The organism is Ruegeria halocynthiae, from assembly GCF_000743705.1.
GTDB classification, from domain to species: domain Bacteria; phylum Pseudomonadota; class Alphaproteobacteria; order Rhodobacterales; family Rhodobacteraceae; genus Ruegeria; species Ruegeria halocynthiae_B.
In genome coordinates, this window is the sequence record NZ_JQEZ01000001.1 from 876,294 (window position 1) to 894,838 (window position 18,545).

17 protein-coding genes are annotated in these 18,545 nt (G+C 60.6%); 7 read left to right on the top strand and 10 right to left on the bottom strand.

The genetic code is table 11. The features are described from left to right. Positions 1-31: 31 nt before the first annotated feature. On the bottom strand, positions 32-631 hold the full coding sequence (locus JT51_RS04250; RefSeq protein WP_037308194.1) for a LysE/ArgO family amino acid transporter: 600 nt from the start codon (positions 629-631) through the stop codon (positions 32-34). 86 nt (positions 632-717) lie between these two features. Between JT51_RS04250 and JT51_RS04255 the strand changes: the two genes are divergently transcribed. Further along, positions 718-1,617, top strand: a complete 900-nt coding sequence (locus JT51_RS04255) for a LysR family transcriptional regulator ArgP (RefSeq protein WP_037308197.1) — start codon at positions 718-720, stop codon at positions 1,615-1,617. On the opposite strand, the gene JT51_RS04260 is transcribed toward JT51_RS04255, so the two are convergent. Together JT51_RS04260 and JT51_RS04265 are read right to left on the bottom strand one after the other, a co-directional pair. Next, positions 1,618-2,892 (bottom strand): MFS transporter, encoded by a 1,275-nt coding sequence (locus tag JT51_RS04260; RefSeq protein ID WP_037309467.1) that lies wholly within the window; start codon positions 2,890-2,892, stop codon positions 1,618-1,620. A 172-nt stretch (positions 2,893-3,064) separates the two neighbouring features. Then, a complete protein-coding gene (locus tag JT51_RS04265) occupies positions 3,065-3,805 on the bottom strand; it encodes a YebC/PmpR family DNA-binding transcriptional regulator (protein ID WP_037308201.1) in 741 nt (246 codons plus the stop codon). 110 nt (positions 3,806-3,915) lie between these two features. Between JT51_RS04265 and JT51_RS04270 the strand changes: the two genes are divergently transcribed. The 4 genes from JT51_RS04270 (at position 3,916) to JT51_RS04285 (ending at position 9,042) form a co-directional block, all read left to right on the top strand. Next, entirely contained in the window at positions 3,916-5,688 is a 1,773-nt protein-coding gene (locus JT51_RS04270) for an SLC13 family permease (RefSeq protein ID WP_037308204.1), read from the top strand. Between the two features lie 16 nt (positions 5,689-5,704). After that, the gene (locus JT51_RS04275; RefSeq protein ID WP_037308207.1) at positions 5,705-6,439 is read left to right on the top strand and encodes a glutamine amidotransferase; all 735 of its coding nucleotides are present in this window, start codon (positions 5,705-5,707) and stop codon (positions 6,437-6,439) included. A 72-nt stretch (positions 6,440-6,511) separates the two neighbouring features. After that, positions 6,512-7,384, top strand: a complete 873-nt coding sequence (locus JT51_RS04280; protein ID WP_037309471.1) for a bile acid:sodium symporter family protein — start codon at positions 6,512-6,514, stop codon at positions 7,382-7,384. Continuing rightward, on the top strand, positions 7,381-9,042 hold the full coding sequence (locus JT51_RS04285) for an FAD-binding dehydrogenase (RefSeq protein ID WP_037308210.1): 1,662 nt from the start codon (positions 7,381-7,383) through the stop codon (positions 9,040-9,042). Before JT51_RS04280 ends, JT51_RS04285 begins: the two co-directional genes overlap by 4 nt. A gap of 10 nt (positions 9,043-9,052) precedes the next feature. Here JT51_RS04285 and JT51_RS04290 read toward each other — a convergent pair whose 3' ends face one another. The 3 genes from JT51_RS04290 to JT51_RS04300 form a co-directional block, all read right to left on the bottom strand. Next, positions 9,053-9,787 carry a YbaY family lipoprotein gene (locus tag JT51_RS04290; protein ID WP_081894593.1) on the bottom strand — a complete coding sequence of 245 codons (735 nt, stop codon included), beginning with the start codon at positions 9,785-9,787 and terminating at the stop codon, positions 9,053-9,055. A gap of 98 nt (positions 9,788-9,885) precedes the next feature. Next, positions 9,886-11,664 carry an SLC13 family permease gene (locus tag JT51_RS04295; RefSeq protein WP_037308213.1) on the bottom strand — a complete coding sequence of 593 codons (1,779 nt, stop codon included), beginning with the start codon at positions 11,662-11,664 and terminating at the stop codon, positions 9,886-9,888. A gap of 90 nt (positions 11,665-11,754) precedes the next feature. Beyond that, the gene (locus JT51_RS04300) at positions 11,755-12,570 is read right to left on the bottom strand and encodes a TIGR00282 family metallophosphoesterase (protein ID WP_037308215.1); all 816 of its coding nucleotides are present in this window, start codon (positions 12,568-12,570) and stop codon (positions 11,755-11,757) included. Between the two features lie 89 nt (positions 12,571-12,659). Between JT51_RS04300 and JT51_RS04305 the strand changes: the two genes are divergently transcribed. Further along, positions 12,660-12,893: a DUF333 domain-containing protein gene (locus JT51_RS04305; RefSeq protein WP_037308218.1), complete on the top strand. Its 234-nt coding sequence runs from the start codon at positions 12,660-12,662 to the stop codon at positions 12,891-12,893. A gap of 5 nt (positions 12,894-12,898) precedes the next feature. Here the strand turns inward: JT51_RS04305 and JT51_RS04310 are convergent, their stop codons facing one another. Continuing rightward, on the bottom strand, positions 12,899-13,462 hold the full coding sequence (locus JT51_RS04310; protein ID WP_037308221.1) for a 5-formyltetrahydrofolate cyclo-ligase: 564 nt from the start codon (positions 13,460-13,462) through the stop codon (positions 12,899-12,901). Continuing rightward, a complete protein-coding gene (gene mgtE, locus JT51_RS04315; RefSeq protein WP_037308224.1) occupies positions 13,459-14,853 on the bottom strand; it encodes a magnesium transporter in 1,395 nt (464 codons plus the stop codon). Before mgtE ends, JT51_RS04310 begins: the two co-directional genes overlap by 4 nt. Before the next feature lie 138 nt (positions 14,854-14,991). Between mgtE and guaD the strand changes: the two genes are divergently transcribed. Then, positions 14,992-16,281 (top strand): guanine deaminase, encoded by a 1,290-nt coding sequence (gene guaD / locus JT51_RS04320; protein WP_037309474.1) that lies wholly within the window; start codon positions 14,992-14,994, stop codon positions 16,279-16,281. On the opposite strand, the gene JT51_RS04325 is transcribed toward guaD, so the two are convergent. Both JT51_RS04325 and hisN read right to left on the bottom strand, forming a co-directional pair. Then, a complete protein-coding gene (locus tag JT51_RS04325; protein ID WP_037309477.1) occupies positions 16,278-17,612 on the bottom strand; it encodes an 8-oxoguanine deaminase in 1,335 nt (444 codons plus the stop codon). The two genes, guaD and JT51_RS04325, sit on opposite strands and share 4 nt — an antisense overlap. 114 nt (positions 17,613-17,726) lie before the next feature. Continuing rightward, the gene (gene hisN / locus JT51_RS04330; protein ID WP_037308227.1) at positions 17,727-18,518 is read right to left on the bottom strand and encodes a histidinol-phosphatase; all 792 of its coding nucleotides are present in this window, start codon (positions 18,516-18,518) and stop codon (positions 17,727-17,729) included. Positions 18,519-18,545 lie beyond the last annotated feature (27 nt).

The following is an 18,545-nucleotide window of genomic DNA, read 5'->3' on the forward strand; positions in this document are numbered from 1 at the left end:
TGAACACTGAAACCCCGATCAGAGCAACCCGTCACATAGCCACAAGTTTGAGAGCGATTGCCAACATGACCACGCCGATAATAACGTCCAGCACCTGCCATGCCCGGGGGCGCGTGAATACGGGTGATAAAATTCTGGCCCCGTAGCCCAGTGAGAAGAAGAACACAAAGCTGGACGACATCGCACCAATGGCAAACGCCATCCGGTCCTCATACTGCGCTGAAATCGACCCGATCAGAACAACCGTGTCCAGGTAGACGTGTGGGTTCAGCCAGGTAAAGGCCAGCACAGTCAGCAGAACCGAACGCAGGCTGGCCCGCTGCCCCCTGCCAACCTCCATGACTGCCCCGCCGCGCCAGGCCGATTGCAGGCTGCGCAGCCCGTACCACGTCAGGAAAATCGCGCCGCCATAGCGCATGACCGTTTCGAACCAGGGCACAAGCTGCGCCAATGACCCGAATCCCGCAACGCCCGCCGCGATCAGAAGGGCATCCGAGACGGCACAGGTCAGACACAGCAGAAACACATGCTCGCGCCGTAGCCCCTGTCGCAGGACAAAGGCATTCTGCGCCCCGATAGCAAGAATAAGACTAAACCCAAGTGCGAAACCGGCGATCAGAGTTGTGGGCATGATACCTCCTGTGTTCGGAGACGTTGACTAAGGCGTATGCGACGAACTATCAAATTAAAGAAATTGACATCAGTTAAGTTTGGCTAATGAAACTGGATCCCATTCATCTGTCTGCGCTGTCCTCGATTTTGCGCCACGGCAGCTTTGACGCCGCAGCCGCCGAGCTGGCGGTGACGCCTTCGGCGATCTCACAGCGGATCAAAGCGCTGGAGGATCGCGTGGGCGCGGCCCTGATCAACCGGGGCACTCCCTGCACTGCCACGCCAGCGGGATTGCGCATCGCCCAACATGCCGAAGACATCGGCCTGCTTGAGGCGAAGCTGGCCCGCGATCTGACACTGGACCAGACGTCAGGCCCCGCGCGTGTCCGCGTCGCCGTTCCCGCCGACAGTTTGGCCACGTGGTTCATCGACGTCATGGCGCAGGTCGATGACCTGCTGTTCGACCTTGTCGTTGATGATCAGGATTACTCGGCCGAATGGCTGCGACGCGGTGAGGTCAGCGCCGCAATAACCGTGGGCGGACACTCGGTTGCGGGATGTGACACGGTTGCCTTAGGCGCGCTGCGATACCTGCCCACAGCCAGCCCGGCATACATGCGCAAATGGTTCGCCGACGGCGTGAGTGAAACCACGCTTGCGCAGGCCCCCTGCCTGACCTTCAATCAGAAGGATGGGTTGCAGAAATCATGGATCATCGAACAGACCGGCAGGCGCATTTCACCCCCATCCCATTATCTGCCCTCATCTCAGGGGTTCGTGGATGCAGCCATTGCCGGATTGGGCTGGGGCATGAACCCCACGGTGTTGGCGCAACCGGCGCTAGAGGACGGGCGGCTGTGTCTGGTCTTGCCCGAGGCCCATCTGGACGTGCCCCTGACCTGGCAGGTGGTGCGTGTGCTGGCCCCGGCGCTGGCCCCGCTGACCACAGCAATCAAGCGTGCCGCCGCCATAGAGCTTCTGCCGCCCGAAACCCCAGGGGCCTAGTCAGGTTTGCACCGCTTCTTTGCCTTTGGGGACAACCACGCGATAACAGGCGGCGGCTGCAAACAGGCTGACGATCACGATAAACACGATTGCCCATGCGACCTCGTGCATATGGGCGACGCCGGCCAGTCCGGCAGACAGAATAACGGCAGCTATCCGGCAAATGCTTTTGATCGCGGCCGCCCCTTTGACACGTTGTTCTTTGGGGGCAACGTCCAGAAAATACAGCTTTCGGGCGCTGCTGATGCCGGTCACCGCAACGGTCACAACGAACAAGGCAACAGCGTGCAGATGCACGTCATGGTCAAAGCCCAGAAAATGCACCGACAACAATGCAGCCCCCGTCAGGGCCACCATCAAGTTGCCCGCCACCATAACAGCGCGATGTGACTTCATGTTCACCAACTGCCACAACGGCGCGGACACCAGATAGCCCGACGCTGATGAGATGATCATGGCCGTCAATCCCTTGGCCGAGGCGTGATGTGCCTCGGCTGCGATCAGCGCAAAGAACGGGACGGCCAGGGACACAACAACCAGCGGCAAACGCATGATCATGTAGCGACGAAACCACGGCTGATCGAACATCGCGATGATATCGGTGAAATTCTCGGAGAATTTTCGTTTCGGTGCCGGGCGCGTGTTGTCCTTTTTTTCGGTTTGGCGGGCAGCCTCTGACATTGCCAGAATCGACAAGCCCGACAGAACAAAGAACGTCACCGATACGGCAATGACCGTCGAGTGGCGGGAAAATGGCGGGTTCTCTTTTGTGATTTCATGAACCATCAGCGCCAGCCCAATTGCGCCCAATCCTCCGATGCCAAGCTGCAAGTAATGCATGATCATCCGAGACCGGGATTGGAATTGATCGCCCAGCAGGTCGGTGTACATCAATGACTGAATCTCGTCGATCAGACCAATCAGGAAGAACGTCGCAACAAAGGCCAAACCGATCAGCGGCACAACACCAGTCGCTGCAGCGGCCAATGCGACGAGAAGGCAAACGCCGATGGCAAACTCGGTTGCCGCAATCCCGTGTTTCTTACGTTCACGGGCCGCAATTGTCTGTGCCAGAAACACATCCGAAATCATGCTGCCCACCATGCGCACCGATACCAGCGCCCCGGCGATGAACATCGGCAGCTCCAGAGACACTGCCAGAAATGGCAAAACAATGGATGGGCTGCCAAGCGTCCAGGCGACCTGCGAAAGAATGCTTTGCCCGGTCAGAACCGGAAAATTTCTTTTTGCCGAATTCGATGGGCTGTCCGTCATGTGTTCAATCGTGTCATTTCCCTGCTCGGCCCGGGATGTAAAACCTGCCCGGTTTCGCGTGTCTTGATTTTGAAACTTATAGGGTTCCGGGCAACCGGCCAAGAACTCTGCGCGCGCAAAACAAAAAACCCGACCAGAGGCCGGGTTTTTCAAACAGAAAGCACGGTGCTGCTCAGAGCTGCGCCATAACCTCGTCGGTTGCTTCAAAGTTGGTGGTGACGCGCTGTACGTCGTCGTCATCTTCCAGCGCATCGACCAGCTTCATCAGCTTTTGCATGTCTTCAAGACCCAACTCGGTCGTGGTGGTGGGTTTCCAGACCAGCTTGGTTGATTCCGTTTCACCCAGCGCGGTCTCAAGCGCGGTCGACACTTCGTTCAGGTCCGTGTCGGCACACCAGATGATGTGACCTTCGTCCGAGCTTTCCACATCTTCGGCCCCGGCCTCGATCGCCGCTTCGAACATCGTGTCGGCATCGCCAACCGAAACAGGATAAATCACTTCGCCCTTGCGTTCAAACATGAACCCGACCGAGCCGGTCTCACCCAGGTTGCCGCCGTTCTTGGAAAAGGTCGACCGCACGGTCGAGGCAGTCCGGTTGCGGTTATCGGTCATCGTCTCGACGATCACCGCCACGCCATTGGGGCCATAACCCTCGTACCGGATTTCTTCGTATTCATCGCCGTCGCCCGCCTGCGATTTCTTGATGGCGCGGTCGATCACATCCTTGGGGACCGAATTCGACTTGGCCTCTTTCACTGCCAGCCGCAGGCGCGGGTTCTTGTCGGGATCGGGATCGCCCATCTTGGCGGCGACTGTGATTTCTTTCGACAGTTTGGAAAATAGCTTGGACCGCGCGGCGTCCTGACGCCCCTTGCGGTGCTGGATGTTGGCCCATTTGGAATGGCCTGCCATGTTGCGTCCTCGTCATCGTGGTTGCGTGTTCGGCGCTCATATAGACGTTTGCGGGCCTTGGGATCAAGAGAGCGGCTTGCGACAACCCCGGGTGTGGCTATGGTGACGGCATGACAACTGACCAAATTATTCTTTTCGCCCTTTTCGCCACTGTATTCGGAATGCTGCTTTGGGGGCGGTTCCGCTATGACCTTGTGGCGTTTTCCGCGCTGCTGATCGGGGTTGTTCTGGGTGTGGTGCCCGTGGATGACGCCTTTGCCGGATTCGGGCATCCGGCCACCATCATCGTGGCGCTGGTTCTGGTCGTATCGGCCGGGCTGGTCCGGTCGGGGGCGGTGTTCCTGATCACGCGCACACTGGTTGACGCGTCGCGCGGGCTGGGTTCGCATATCGCACTGATGGGCGGCATCGGGGCGGTTCTGTCCGCCTTTATGAACAACGTGGCCGCTCTGGCGCTGTTGATGCCGGTCGACATCCAGACAGCGCGCAAGGCGGGGCGATCCGTGGGGCTGACGCTAATGCCGCTTAGCTTTGCCACCATTCTGGGCGGCATGGCGACATTGATCGGTACACCGCCCAATATCATCATTGCCTCGATCCGGGCCGAAACACTGGGTGAACCGTTCCGGATGTTCGATTTTGCCCCTGTTGGCGGTATTGCCGCCATCGCGGGGTTGGCATTTGTCTCACTGGTCGGCTGGCGGCTGATCCCGAACCGGGGCCCGCAAACCGAAACATCCGAGGTTTTGGCCGAATATATCGCCGAGCTGACCGTGCCACCCGAATCCCCCCATATCGGCAAACGGGTCAGTGAATTGTATGAGGCCGCCGAGAAATCGGATGTGGCCATCATTGGCCTGATCCGCGACGGAAAACGGCGATACGGTCGGTCCGCGCACACCACCCTGAAACAAGGTGACGCATTGGTTCTTGAAGCCCGGCCCGAGGCCCTGGACGAGTTTCGCGCCGCGCTGAAACTGGATTTCTCGGACACACGCCGGCAGGAACTGCTGACCGCCGAAGGAGACGGGCTTGAGGTCATCGAAGTCGTCGCCCCCGAAAGCGCCCGCATCACCGGGCGCACCGCGCAAGGCCTGGGGCTGGCATGGCGGCAGAGCACCGTACTGATGGGTATCTCGCGTCAGGGTCGCCGCATCACCGAACAGGTGCGCAAAACCGAGGTCGAGGCCGGTGACATCCTGCTGCTGCTCTGTCCCCGCGACCGCAGCGCGGATGTAACGGAATGGCTGGGCTGCTTGCCGCTGGCCCAACGCGGGCTGAATGTAACCGCCAATGACAAGGCATGGCTGGCCATCGGTCTGTTTGCCGCCGCCGTGCTGGCGGCCAGTGTCGGGCTGATCTATCTGCCGATTGCACTGGGTCTGGTCGTGGTCGCCTATGTGCTGACCAAGATCATGCCGATCGCCGATATCTACAACCATATCGAATGGCCGGTGGTGGTGTTGCTGGGGTCAATGATCCCACTGGGTAGCGCGCTGGAAACATCGGGCGGCACCGAATTGATCGCCAATGCACTGGTGCAATTGACCAATGGTATGCCTGCATGGGCTATTCTGACCGTCTTGATGGTGGTCACGATGACCCTGTCGGATGTGCTGAACAACACTGCCACCGCCATTGTTGCAGCACCCGTCGGCATCCAGATGGCGCGCACGCTTGAGGTCTCGCCCGATCCGTTCCTGATGACGGTGGCTGTTGCGGCCTCGGCCGCGTTTCTGACGCCGATTGGGCATAAGAACAATACGCTGGTGCTGGGCCCCGGTGGATATCGGTTTGGTGACTATTGGCGCATGGGGTTGCCGCTGGAAATACTGATCGTTGCAGTTTCCATTCCTGCCATCCTTGTCTTCTGGCCGCTTTGATGGGTAAAGGCACCGCATGAAACGCTTTCTGATCCTGCAGCTGCGCCCGGAAACCGAAGCCTCGGACGCTGAATTTGCATCCATTCTGGACAAGGCCGGCTTGCGCGCGGACCAAACCCACCGCATCCGTCTGGACTGCGAAGACCTGCCCGAAGGTCTGGATGTCACGGATTACGCTGGTGTCATCGTTGGTGGCGGCCCCGGCTGCGTCAGCGACGATCCGGTAACGAAATCCGAGGTGGACGCCCGTGTCGAAGCCGCCATCATGGGTCTGATGTCGCAGATCACTGCCAATGATCATCCATTCATGGGCTGCTGTTACGGATTGGGTATTCTGGCCGCGCATCTGGATGGCGATGTCAGCAAGAAACAGTTCGGAGAGCCTGTCGGCCCCTCGACCTGCCAGTTGACCGAAGATGGCGCGCGCGATCCGCTGACTGCCGGGCTGGGGGATACCTTTGACGCCTTCGTCGGCCATAAAGAGGCGGTACAGACCCTGCCGGACGGGTGCGTGCATCTGCTGGCCTCGGACCCCTGCCCGTTTCAGATGATCCGTTGGGGTCAGAACGTCTATGCCACACAGTTCCACCCCGAGGCCGACGCGGGGGATTTCGAACAACGCATCAATATCTACAAGGATTTTGGGTATTTCCCGCCCGAAGATGCCCAGCGTCTGATTGATATCTGCCATGCCTCGGACGTCACACAGCCCGGAAAGATTTTGCGCAGATTCGCCCAACGCTACGGGTGACCTAACGGCGCGGTTGCCTGATCCGATACCACTCGCATAGGCTGAACCGAACGGCTTTGGGAGGAGTTGTTCTTGGATCTTCTAATCAATGTTGGCCTGCCCCTGTCACTGGCCATAATTATGCTGTCACTGGGCATCGGCCTGCACGTCGCTGATTTCCACCGTGTCCTGAGCCGAAGAAATCCGTTCGCCATCGGCGCTTTGTGTCAGATTGTGCTGTTACCCGTCACAGCATTCATCACCGTCAAACTGTTCGCCCTGCCACCCGAGATCGCGGTTGGATTCATGCTGCTCAGCTTTTGCCCCGGTGGCGTGACCAGCAACATCCTGTCGAAACTGGCCCGGGGCGATGTCGCCCTTTCGGTCAGCCTGACCGCCGTGATCAGCCTGTTGTCACTGATCACGGTTCCCGTTCTGGCGGCGTGGTCCATCACCCATTTCATGGGCGAAGACGCGCCAGAGGTTTCGATCACCGGCCTCGCCATCGCCATGTTCCTGATCACCACCCTGCCCGTGGCCATCGGTGTCAGCCTGCGCCATTTCGCGCCCGGCTTTGCCCAGCGGGTGGACGCGCCACTGTCCAAGATTGCAACTGTCCTGTTCGTCCTGATCGTCCTGGCTGCGCTGGCCGGAAACTGGCAGCTGTTCGTCGACAACCTCGGCGTTTTGGGGGCCGGGTTGATTACGCTGAATATCGCGTTGCTGGCAATCGGATTGGGGATGGCCCGCGCCGCCAAATTGTCGTGGAATGAGAGCAAGACGATCTCAATCGAGACCGGCATCCAGAACTCGACGCTGGGGATCACCCTGGCGGCGCTGATCACGGGAACCGACAGCGGGTTCAGCCCGCTTGCCCTGCCCTCGGCCGTTTATGGGATCACGATGTATGTTGTGGCGCTGCCGTTTATCGCCTGGCTCCGCAGCCGCGGAAAGGACGTGAAATGACCAACAACACTGCTGATGCCATTGTCGTCGGGGCCGGGTTGGCCGGATTGGCCGCCGCCGCCGAACTGGGGGATCGTGGCAAGAAGGTGATCGTACTGGATCAAGAGCCCGCACATTTTCTGGGCGGACAAGCGTTCTGGAGCTTGGGCGGGTTGTTCATGGTCAACACACCGGAACAGCGCCGCATGGGCATCCGCGACAGCCATGAACTGGCCCTGCGCGACTGGATGGGCAGTGCGCAGTTCGACCGGGCCGAGGACGCATGGCCCCGCAAATGGGCCGAGGCCTATGTGGAATTCGCCGCCGGTGAGATGCGGCCATGGCTGCACGACATGGGCCTGCGCTGGTTTCCCATCGTGGGCTGGGCGGAACGCGGCGGGTCATATGCGGATGGTCACGGAAACTCGGTCCCCCGGTTTCACATCACATGGGGCACCGGACCCGGTGTTCTGGAACATTTCACCCGCCGCGTGCGCGAGCATGTCAGCACCGGACTGATCGAGCTGAGATTTCGCCATCAGGTCAGCCACATCATCATGCAGAACGGCGGCGCCAAGGGCGTCTCGGGCGAGGTTCTGGCCGACGACGCGGCGCAGCACGGCGCCAAGACCAACCGCGATGAGGTCGGTGAATTCGAGGTCTATGCGCCCTCGATCATTGTCACTTCGGGCGGGATTGGTGGCAATTTCGAAATGGTGCGCAAAAACTGGCCGCGCGACCGGCTGGGTGAGCCCCCAAAGGATATGGTGGCGGGCGTCCCCTTTCACGTCGATGGCCGGATGGTCGGCATCAGCGAAAAGGCCGGGGGTCACGTGATCAACGGCGACCGGATGTGGCATTACACCGAAGGGGTGCGGAATTGGGACCCGATCTGGCCATCGCATGGGATTCGCATCCTACCCGGTCCCAGCTCGATGTGGTTCGATGCCCGTGGCAACCGGCTGAAACCGCCCTGCCTGCCCGGTTTCGACACGCTGGGCACACTGCAAGAAATCCTGAAAACCGGATATGAATACAGCTGGTTCGTGCTGACGCAGAAAGTCATCAAGAAAGAGTTTGCCCTGTCCGGGTCTGAACAGAACCCTGACATGACCGACGGCGGCTGGCGCGAGGTTCTGTTTCAGCGTGTTCTGACCGGCTCGAAAGCCACAGCACCGGTCGAGGCGTTCAAGGAAAACGGAGAGGATTTCATCGTCGCCAACACGCTGACCGAACTGGTCAGCGGTATGAACCAGATGGGCGGCGATCTGATCGACGAAACACATCTGCGGGCCCAGATCGAGGCCCGGGATTCTCAGGTCGACAATCCGTTCACCAAAGACGCGCAAATGGCGGCCATTCTGGCAGCCCGCAATTATCGCGGCGATCGTTTGATCCGAACCGCGAAACCGCACAAGTTCCTGGACCCGGAGAATGGCCCGCTGATCGCTGTGAAACTGCATGTGCTGACGCGCAAAACTCTGGGTGGTCTGCAGACAAATCTGGACAGCCAGATGATCGGTGCAGACGGTCAGGTCGTCCCCGGCCTGTTCGCCGCCGGAGAGGTCGCCGGGTTTGGCGGCGGCGGGTATCACGGCTACAACGCGCTGGAAGGTTCATTTCTGGGCGGCTGCATCTTCTCGGGCCGCAATGCGGGGCGTTCAAGGGCCGTCGCCTGACGGCCCCGCCTTATTGGGTGCGTATGAATTTGATTACCGGCTCACCCGAGGCATCCAGAAAGGCCAGCGCATCGCCTTCCATCGCGTAGGTGGTGACGCCCTGCAATGCGGCAAAGAATTGCCGCTCAACCTCTTCCAGCGCCGGAGGGCAGGCCATCAGCGTGGCGGCCATATTGTCCGGGAACGTGATGCTGGCACCAGAGATGTCCGCCTGACCATTGAACCGGTTACAGCCGCCGCTGCCGGAAAACGCACCATCCAGGGCGAATGCAAGTTCCGGGCGTCGATCCGTCTCAATCGGCGCACCATTCAAGACGGCCGCCGTCCATTTGGTGTTTTCCAGCACTGTTGTCCCCTGAACCTGCACCAGAACAAGATCGGACATCTTTCCCGATCCATTGGTCAGAACCGGATAGGCCGTATCAGTCGTGAACAGCAGCTTGTCATCGTGATAGATCGACGCGCTGACCGTATAGCTCATCCCGTCGCGGATCAGCGCATCGTCATAGGCAAGCGTGTATCGGGCGGGCACCCCATTTAGCGCATATCGTTGCGCGGCCAGCGTCACAGACGATGCATCCGCACGGGACACATCCTGCAACTGCACGTAAAGCGTGGCATCGGGCGGAACCGCGATCCGTTCGCGATAGGTGGCTGAACCTTCGATTGTGCCTGCGCTCGCGGCGCTGCCCAGCGCCACTGACAGCGCAGTTGCCGCCAGGGCGGCTTGTCCGGTCTTGAGCATGGGTATGCTCCTTCTTGCAAAATCACTTATTCAAAACATTGTATGAGCATCTGATTTTACAAGGACTTCGCCCAAAAACCAGCGGTTCCGCGCCGATCTTAAAGGGGCCAGATCAGCGGGATCAGCAGCGACGCCAGAAATCCGACGGTCAGGTTCAGCGGAATGCCGACCTTCATGAAATCGACGAACCGATACCCGCCCGGGCCGTAAACCATCATGTTGGTCTGATATCCGATCGGCGTCGCGAACGAGGCCGAGGCCGCCACCATCACCGCAACCACCAACGGGCGCGGATCAATTCCCACCGCCTGCGCCAGCCCGATGGCAATCGGCGTTACTACCACGGCCACCGCGTTATTCGATACAAGCTCGGTCAGGACCGAGGTCAAAAGGTAGACGGCCCAAATGATCAGGAACGGCGGCAGGTTTCCCAGACCGGGTGCGATGGCTTCGACAATCAGCGAAACCGCCCCGGATTTGTCCAGCGCCGCACCGATGGCCAGCATGGAAAAGATCAACGCCAGAAGACGGCCCTCGACAAAGGAAAACGCCTCATCAGCGTCAATGCAGCGCGTGATCAGAACCACCGCCACCGCCAGAACCGACAGCAACAGGATCGGCGCAACACCCAGCGCGGCCAGCGCCACGATACCCACAAGCGACCCAATCGCAATCGGTGCGTGGCTGCGCCGGAACGCGCGGGCCGAGGGCTGGGTGACATCAACCATTTCCATGTCCGCAGCCAGTTTTTGGATATCCCCCGGGGCACCTTCCAGCAGCAAGGTATCGCCGACCCGTACCACCAGTTCATCCAGCTGACGACCGATATTCTGGTTCCGTCGATGCACCGCCAGCACATAGACACCATACCGGCGGCGCAGGCGCAGCGTTCCCAACGCCCGCCCCACCATGCGGCAGCCGGGGGTGATCAGCACCTCGACCGTTTTGGTTTCAACCGCCGAAACCTGATCGACCCGTTTAAGTTCCTTGTTGCTTTGCAGGCTCAGCAGCTCTGTCATCTGGGTGCGCAGAACCACGCGGTCGCCGACATTCAGCGTCACGCCCTGCAGATTGCGCCGCAGCGACTCGTCGCCCCGGATCACGTCGATCAGGCGCACGCCCGGACGTTTGAACAGCTGAACCCCCGTCACCTCGCGCCCGATCAGGTTGCTTTCGGGGGGGATCACCGCCTCGGTAAAGAACTTCATCCTCGAACGATCACTCAGCAACGAGGCCATGCTGTCGCGTTCCGGTAACAAGCGCGGCGCGACAAAGCGCAGGTAGAACATGCCGTAGATCACCAGTGCGATACCCAGCGGTGTCACCTCGAAAATCGTGAATGCGGCCATGCCTTGCGACCGGGCCACACCATCCACCAGCAGGTTGGTCGAGGTTCCGATCAGGGTCAGCGTACCGCCCAGAATGGCCGCATAGCTCAGCGGGATCAGCAGTTTCGAGGCCGGGACATTCAGCGTACGAGCGATCTGGACAAAGACCGGGATCATCACCACCACAACAGGGGTGTTCGACACAACGGCCGAGGCGATAACAACAAACGCCATCAGCAAGCCGATGGCAATTCGCGGGTTCACCTGCGCCTGTTTCTGCGCGGTTGAGGTGAACGCATCCAATGCCCCGGTACGGACCAGCGCGCCCATGATGATAAACATCGCAGCAATCGTCCAAGGCGCCGGATTGGACAACACAGCCAGCGCGCTTTGATACGGCAGGATGCCTGTCACCAGCATCAGCGCGACACCCCCGATGGCGACAACCTCGGTCGGGTATACTTCGCGCAGGAACATGATGAACATGCCCGCGACAATCATCAGCGCCAGTATCGCGCTGCCCATTTCTGTCAGTTGAAGGAATTGCATTCTTGGTATTCTGTCCGAACCCTGGCCTGGCTTGCGCGCCCGACAGGCAGTTTCCCGCATTGCGCGCGGCAGAGCAAGCCTGACGTGGTTTTACTGCGGCCCTGCCTGTTGCAGACGGCCACCAATGCGCACCATATGCACAGATTTCGCCTGACCGTTACGATCATCGGTTTCAACGAAAACACCGCTTAGCGTGGCCTCGCCATTGGCTGGGGTAAAGCGGGCTTTGGGCATTCCGGTGATGAAACGACGCATCGGTTCCACCTTGTCCATCCCAATGACCGAGTCATAATCGCCGCACATGCCCGCATCGGTCAGATAGGCCGTGCCGCCCGGCAGAATCTGCGCGTCCCCCGTCGGCACATGCGTATGCGTGCCCACGACAAGGCTGGCCCGCTTGTCGCAATAATGCCCCATGGCCATCTTCTCGGACGTCGCCTCGCAATGCATATCAACGATGATCGCTTGCGCCTGCCCGCCGCGCGGGTGCGATTTCAGAACCGGCTCAATGGCCGAAAACGGGTCATCAAAGGGGCGCTTCATAAAGACCTGCCCCAGCACCTGCACCACCAGCACCTTGCGCCCCCCCGGCGCGGTATACAGGCGATGCCCCCGGCCCGGTGCGCCCTTGGCAAAATTCACCGGGCGCACGATGCGCGGCTCGCTCTCGATGAATTGCAGCATGTCTTTCTGATCGAACGCGTGGTCGCCCAACGTCAGGCAATCCGCCCCCGCGTCCAGCAACAGTTTGGCGTGATCACCGGTCAGCCCCATCCCGTTCGAGGCGTTCTCGCCATTGACCACAACAAAATCCAGCCGCCATTCGTCCCGCAAACGCGGCAGATGCTGCTGTATGGCCGTGCGTCCCGCGCGGCCCATGACGTCACCCAGAAAAAGTATCCTCATCCGATCTGTCCTAAGTGTGGTAATGGCCAAGCACAAGCGATTAAGCTGCCTGCATAATCTGTCAAAGCACATTACACTGGAGATTCTTGATGACTCGCATCTTTCTGACCGCCATTGGCCTGACTTCATTGGCGGCTTGCGATCAAACCCCGACAGGCGATTCCACCGCGCAGCTGGCGAACCCGGCAGCAACATATTGCATCGACCGCGGTGCGAAATATGAAATTCGTGACGGCGACAACGGACAGTCAGGGGTTTGTATCCTGCCGGATGGACGCGAAGTGGACGCCTGGGAATTCTTCCGCGAAAACCATCCGGGCTGACCGGATCAGGCCGAAAAGGTCAGAACCCGGCTTTCAGTGATCACCATATCCAGCGGCTGATCCGTGGGCTCCAACGGAAGCCCATCGGCCTCTTGCGCGTCAAAGGCGAACCCGATGGCCAGCGTCGGACGTTTGGCGCGCAACCCTTCCAGCGTGCGATCATAGAAGCCGCCGCCATAACCCAGCCTGCCACCCTGCGCGTCAAAGGCAACCAGAGGAACGATCAGGATTTCGGGGTCGAAATAACCGTCGACCTCGGGCACTTTGGCCCCGAACGGGCCGTCTTTCAACGCGCCTTCAGGCGTCCAGCGGGAAAACTTTAACGCCTGCCCTGCGGCCTGAATGACGGGCACCCCAACCGGACCATAGGCTGTGGCCTCGGCCATTGCGGGCAGCGGATCAATCTCGGTCCGGATTGGCATGTACCCCGACAGGGGAACGCCCCGGTGGCCCGCCAGAACCTCGGAAAGCCGCCCCGCAGCACCGGGCACGCGCGTGTCAAACGCGACCTTGCGGCGCGCAAAGGCCGCCTTGCGCGCAGCGGCCTTGATTTCGGTCAAATCGGTCACAGTAGCACCACGCTGGCAAGCCCAAGAAAGATAAAGAACCCCATGACATCTGTTGTTGTTGTCACAAAGGTTCCCGACGCCAGCGCCGGGTCCACGCCCAGACGGTCCAGCACCACCGGCACTACCGTACCCGCAAACCCGGCGATGATCATGTTCACGACCAAAGCTGAACCGATCACGACCCCCAATAGCGGGGAATCGAACCAAAACATCCCAACGGTCCCCAAAACGACGGCGAAACACAGCCCGTTCAGCATCCCAACCAGCAATTCCCGCCGGATCACGCGCCCCACGTTCGAACCGGTCAGGTCGCGTGTCGCCAGCGCCCGCACCGCAACCGTCAGCGACTGTGTCCCGGCATTGCCGCCCATCGACGCCACGATCGGCATCAGAATGGCCAGCGCCACCAATTGATCAATCGCCGCCTCGAATCGCGAAATCACCAACGAGGCGCAGATCGCCGTACACAGGTTCACCGCCAGCCATGGCAGACGCCGCTTGCTGGTCTCGGCCACACTGTCCGAAAGCGAGCTTTCGTCGCTGACACCGGCAAGGCGCAGCATGTCTTCTTCGTATTCTTCATCCAGAACTGCCATCGCGTCGTCGATGGTGACCACCCCGACCAGACGCCCATCCCCATCAACCACAGGGGCCGAAATCAGGTGGTACTGGTTGAAGGCATAGGCCACGTCTTCTTCATCCTGGTCCACGGGGATGGAGTGAAATTCCTCTTCGGCGATGTCATGCAGCGGCACGTCGCGTCGGGTGGCCATCAGCTTGCCCAGCGTGACCTGCGCCACGGGCTTCAGCCGCGGGTCGACCAGAACGACGTGATAAAACTGTTCGGGCAGATCGTCGTTGGCGCGCATAAAGTCGATGGCCTGGCCCACCGCCCAGTGCTCGGGCGCCATGACAACCTCGCGCTGCATGAGGCGCCCGGCCGAATTCTCGGGGTAGGACAGCGCCTGTTCCGCCGCGACCCGCTCGGAATCCTCCAGCGCGTCAAGGATGGCTTCCTGCTGGGGCTCTTCCAGATCTTCCAGCAGGTCGACGACGTCGTCGCTTTCCATGTCGCGGACAGCTTCGGCCAGAACGTCGGGGCGCAGTACGCTGATGACTTCTTCGCGGACAGCCTCATCCAGTTCCGACAGGATATCACCGTCGAAATCCTTGTCGTACAGCCGGATCAGACGCGCACGGTCATAGGGATTGATCTGTTCCAGAAGGTCCGCAATGTCCGCCGCGTGCAGCGGCTCCATCAACTCGGTCAGCTTGTCGCGGTCGCTTACATCAACCGCATACAGAATCGCCGCCACGGTCCGGCGGCCCAGTGCATAGACATCATCGTCATTGGTGGATTCGGTCACGGGTTCATCAAAGCCTGTCGTCATGTCTGCCCCCGCTCGCTGGTCATTGACCCCTAATTAGAAGAAGCAGCTACCGGAAAACAATGACAATGCGCCGATTTACCGACAACTTTCCCATGCTTATGCTGTTTCACAGTCCCATACAGCCGGAGAGAGATGAAAATGGCGCATAAAACGCTGCTGAAAGGGCGCGTCCTGAGTTTCGATGGATCGCCGTTCGAGGGTGACCCGACAGACGCGGTGACCATCAACGAGGCGGTTCTGATCGAAGATGGCCGCATCGTCGCAGTTGCGGATGCCAACAGCCTGCGCACCGCCCACCCTGACGCCAGTGTGGTGGACCACGGCCAGCATGTGATCATGGCCGGATTTGTGGATTCGCATGTGCATTATCCCCAGACCGCGATGATCGCCAGCTGGGGCAAACGCCTGATCGACTGGCTGAACACCTATACCTTCCCCGAAGAGATGAAGTTCGGCGACAACGCCTATGCCGCCGAGATCGCCAACCGTTACCTTGACCTGACGGCGGCGCATGGCACCACGACGATGTGCAGTTTCTGCACCATTCACCCCGAAAGCGTCGATGCCTTCTTTACGGCGGCACAACAGCGCAATCAGCGCGTTGTGGCGGGCAAAACCTGCATGGATCGCAACGCGCCCGAAGGGCTGCGGGACACCGCGCAAACGGCCTATGATCAATCCGCCGCCCTACTTGAGAAATGGCATGGCATCGACCGCCTGTCTTACGCCATCACCCCGCGCTTTTCGCCCACATCCACGCCCGAACAGCTTGAGGCCATGGGCGCGCTTTGGGCAGAGCACCCGCATTGCCTGATGCAAACCCACCTGAGCGAGCAAACCGATGAGATCGCCTGGGTTCGTGAGCTATTCCCCGAAGCGCGCGACTATCTGGACACTTACGAAAAATTCGGCCTGCTGGGCTCGCATGGTGTCTACGGGCACGTCATCCATCTGGAAGCGCGCGAACGCGACAGGCTGCGCGAGGTGGACGCGGCGCTGATCCACTGCCCGACCTCGAACACATTCATCGGCTCGGGCCTGTTCGATATGGATGGGTTGATGCGTGGCGGCCACCGGGTCGGGTTGGCGACGGATACCGGCGGCGGGTCCAGCTTTTCCATGCTGCGTACGATGGCAGCGGCCTATGAGGTCGGCCAACTGCGCGGGGCGCCCCTGCACGCTGCTCAATTGCTATGGCTGGGCACCGTCGGTTCCGCCCGCGCGCTGCGTCTGGACGACAGTATCGGCAATGTCGCACCAGGGATGGAGGCGGATCTGATCGTGCTCGACCTCGCCTCGACCCCCGCCATTGCCCAGCGCGAGGCCTGCGCCGAAGACCTGTGGGAGGCGATCTTTCCTACCATCATGATGGGCGACGACCGGGCAATTGCCGAGGTCCGGATCAGCGGGGAACGCGTCAGCCCCTAGGGTCGCAAAGCCCGTGCCAACTGGTTCTGCCGTTCGATCACGCGGGGCATGTCCAACGTGGTGACATGCCCATCACGCACGATCTGACGGCCCTCGACGAACAGGTGTTTGACCTTCATCGGCCCGGCCAGCAGCAAGGCCGCCGGGTCCCAGCTGCCTGCGCTTTCGATGCAGTTTGTATCCCAGACGGCGATGTCCGCGCGTTTGCCCGGTTCCAGCCGCCCGCAATCGGGCCGGTTCAGAACGTCCGCGCCGCCCCGCGTGGCGATCTCAAGCGCTTCGCGCGACGACATCGCATCCGCGCCATTGGCCACCCGTTGCAACAGCATGGCCTGGCGCGCCTCCAGCATCAGGCTGCCATTGTCGTTGCTGGCCGACCCGTCTGCGCCCAATCCAACAGGCACCCCCCGGTCCCGCATGGCGCGCACTGGCGCGATGCCCGATCCCAGCCGACAGTTGGAACAGGGACAATGCGCAACCCCGGTTTGGGTCCGCGCAAACAGGTCGATCTCGGCCCCGTCCAGTTTAACACAATGCGCGTGCCAGACGTCCGGGCCGGTCCAACCCAGATCTTCGGCATATTGGCCCGGACGGCACCCGAACTGCGCCTGCGAATAGGCGATATCCTCGTCATTCTCGGCCAGATGGGTGTGCAACATCACGCCCTTGTCGCGCGCCAGAATCGCCGTGTCCCGCATCAGATCGCGGCTGACGGAAAAGGGCGAGCATGGGGCCAGCCCGACCCGGCACATCGCGCCTTCGGACGGGTCGTGAAACGCATCAACCACGCGGACCATGTCGTCAAGAATTGCAGATTCGCCTTCCACCAGCGCGTCCGGCGGCAGCCCGCCATCGCTTTCGCCAATGCTCATCGCACCGCGTGTCGGGTGAAATCGCAAGCCGATCTCGGCAGCGGCGGCGATCGTATCGTCCAGCCGGGCACCGTTGGGATACAGATACAGATGATCGGAACTGAGCGTGCAGCCCGACAGCGCCAGCTCGGCCAAACCAATCTGGGCCGAGACAAACATCTCCTCGGGCCCAAAACCGGCCCAGATGGGGTAGAGCGCCTTCAGCCAGCCAAACAACAGCGCGTCCTGCCCGCCGGGCACCGCACGGGTCAGGGTTTGGTACAGGTGATGATGCGTGTTCACCAGACCCGGCGTCACCACACATCCGGCGGCATCATGAACCTCTCCGGTGGTGTGCAGCCCGTGGCCGACCTGTTCGATCTGCCCGTCGCGGATCAGAATATCGCCACCGGACAACTCGCGGCGCGTGTCATCCATCGTCAGGATGGTGTCCGCATTTTTGATAAGGATTTCGGTCATATCGCCCCCTTGCATCAACCCGTTTCATGCAAGAAGAGCGTGGGCTGGCGGAAAACGGGTATAAGAACCAGCCGGGCAAATTCTAACCGCCCGAACATGACCCGGCAACCACTTTCAGTGGTGGCGCAAAAGGTCCAACGCCGCCGCGTGCAGATCGGCGTTTGCTGCCGCCAACGCCCGGCCCCCTTCGTGCACGGGGTTGCCCTGCCAATCGGTGACGACACCTCCCGCAGCCTCGATCACCGCAATCGGGGCCTGAATGTCATAAGCGTTCAGGCCGGCCTCGATCACCAGATCGACCTGCCCCGCCGCCAGCAGAGCATAAGCATAGCAGTCCATGCCATAACGGGTCAGTTGCACGTGTTGCGCCACGGCCTCGAACCCGGCGCGGTCTTCGGGGGTGCCAACTTCGGGGAAGGTGGTGAACAGAATCGCCTGATCCAGACTGGGCGTCGGGCGGGTTTTCAACGGCATAGTGCCGGTCGGGCCGGTCACCTGCGCGATATCTGCCGACCCCACGAAACGTTCGCCGATATAGGGCTGGTCAATGACGCCCATGATCGGGCCGTCTTGCGTGCTTAGCGCGATCAGCACACCCCAAGTCGGCGTGCCGCTGATGAAACCGCGCGTGCCGTCGATCGGGTCCAGAACCCATGTCCGGCCACTGCTGCCTTGGACACGGCCAAATTCCTCGCCAAAGATGCCATCGGTGGGGCGATGTTTGGCCAGAACGTCCCGCATCGCTTTTTCCGCGTTCCGGTCAGCGATTGTAACCGGGTCGAATCCGTCGGCCAGCTTGTTGGCAGTTTCAAGGTTGGACTGTCTGAACAGCGGAAGAATGACCGCACGCGCCGCGTCGGCCATTGCTTCGGCTACTTCAAGATCACTGAACGAGGTCTCTTTCATGCGCTATCCGTGCGGATCGCGCACAAC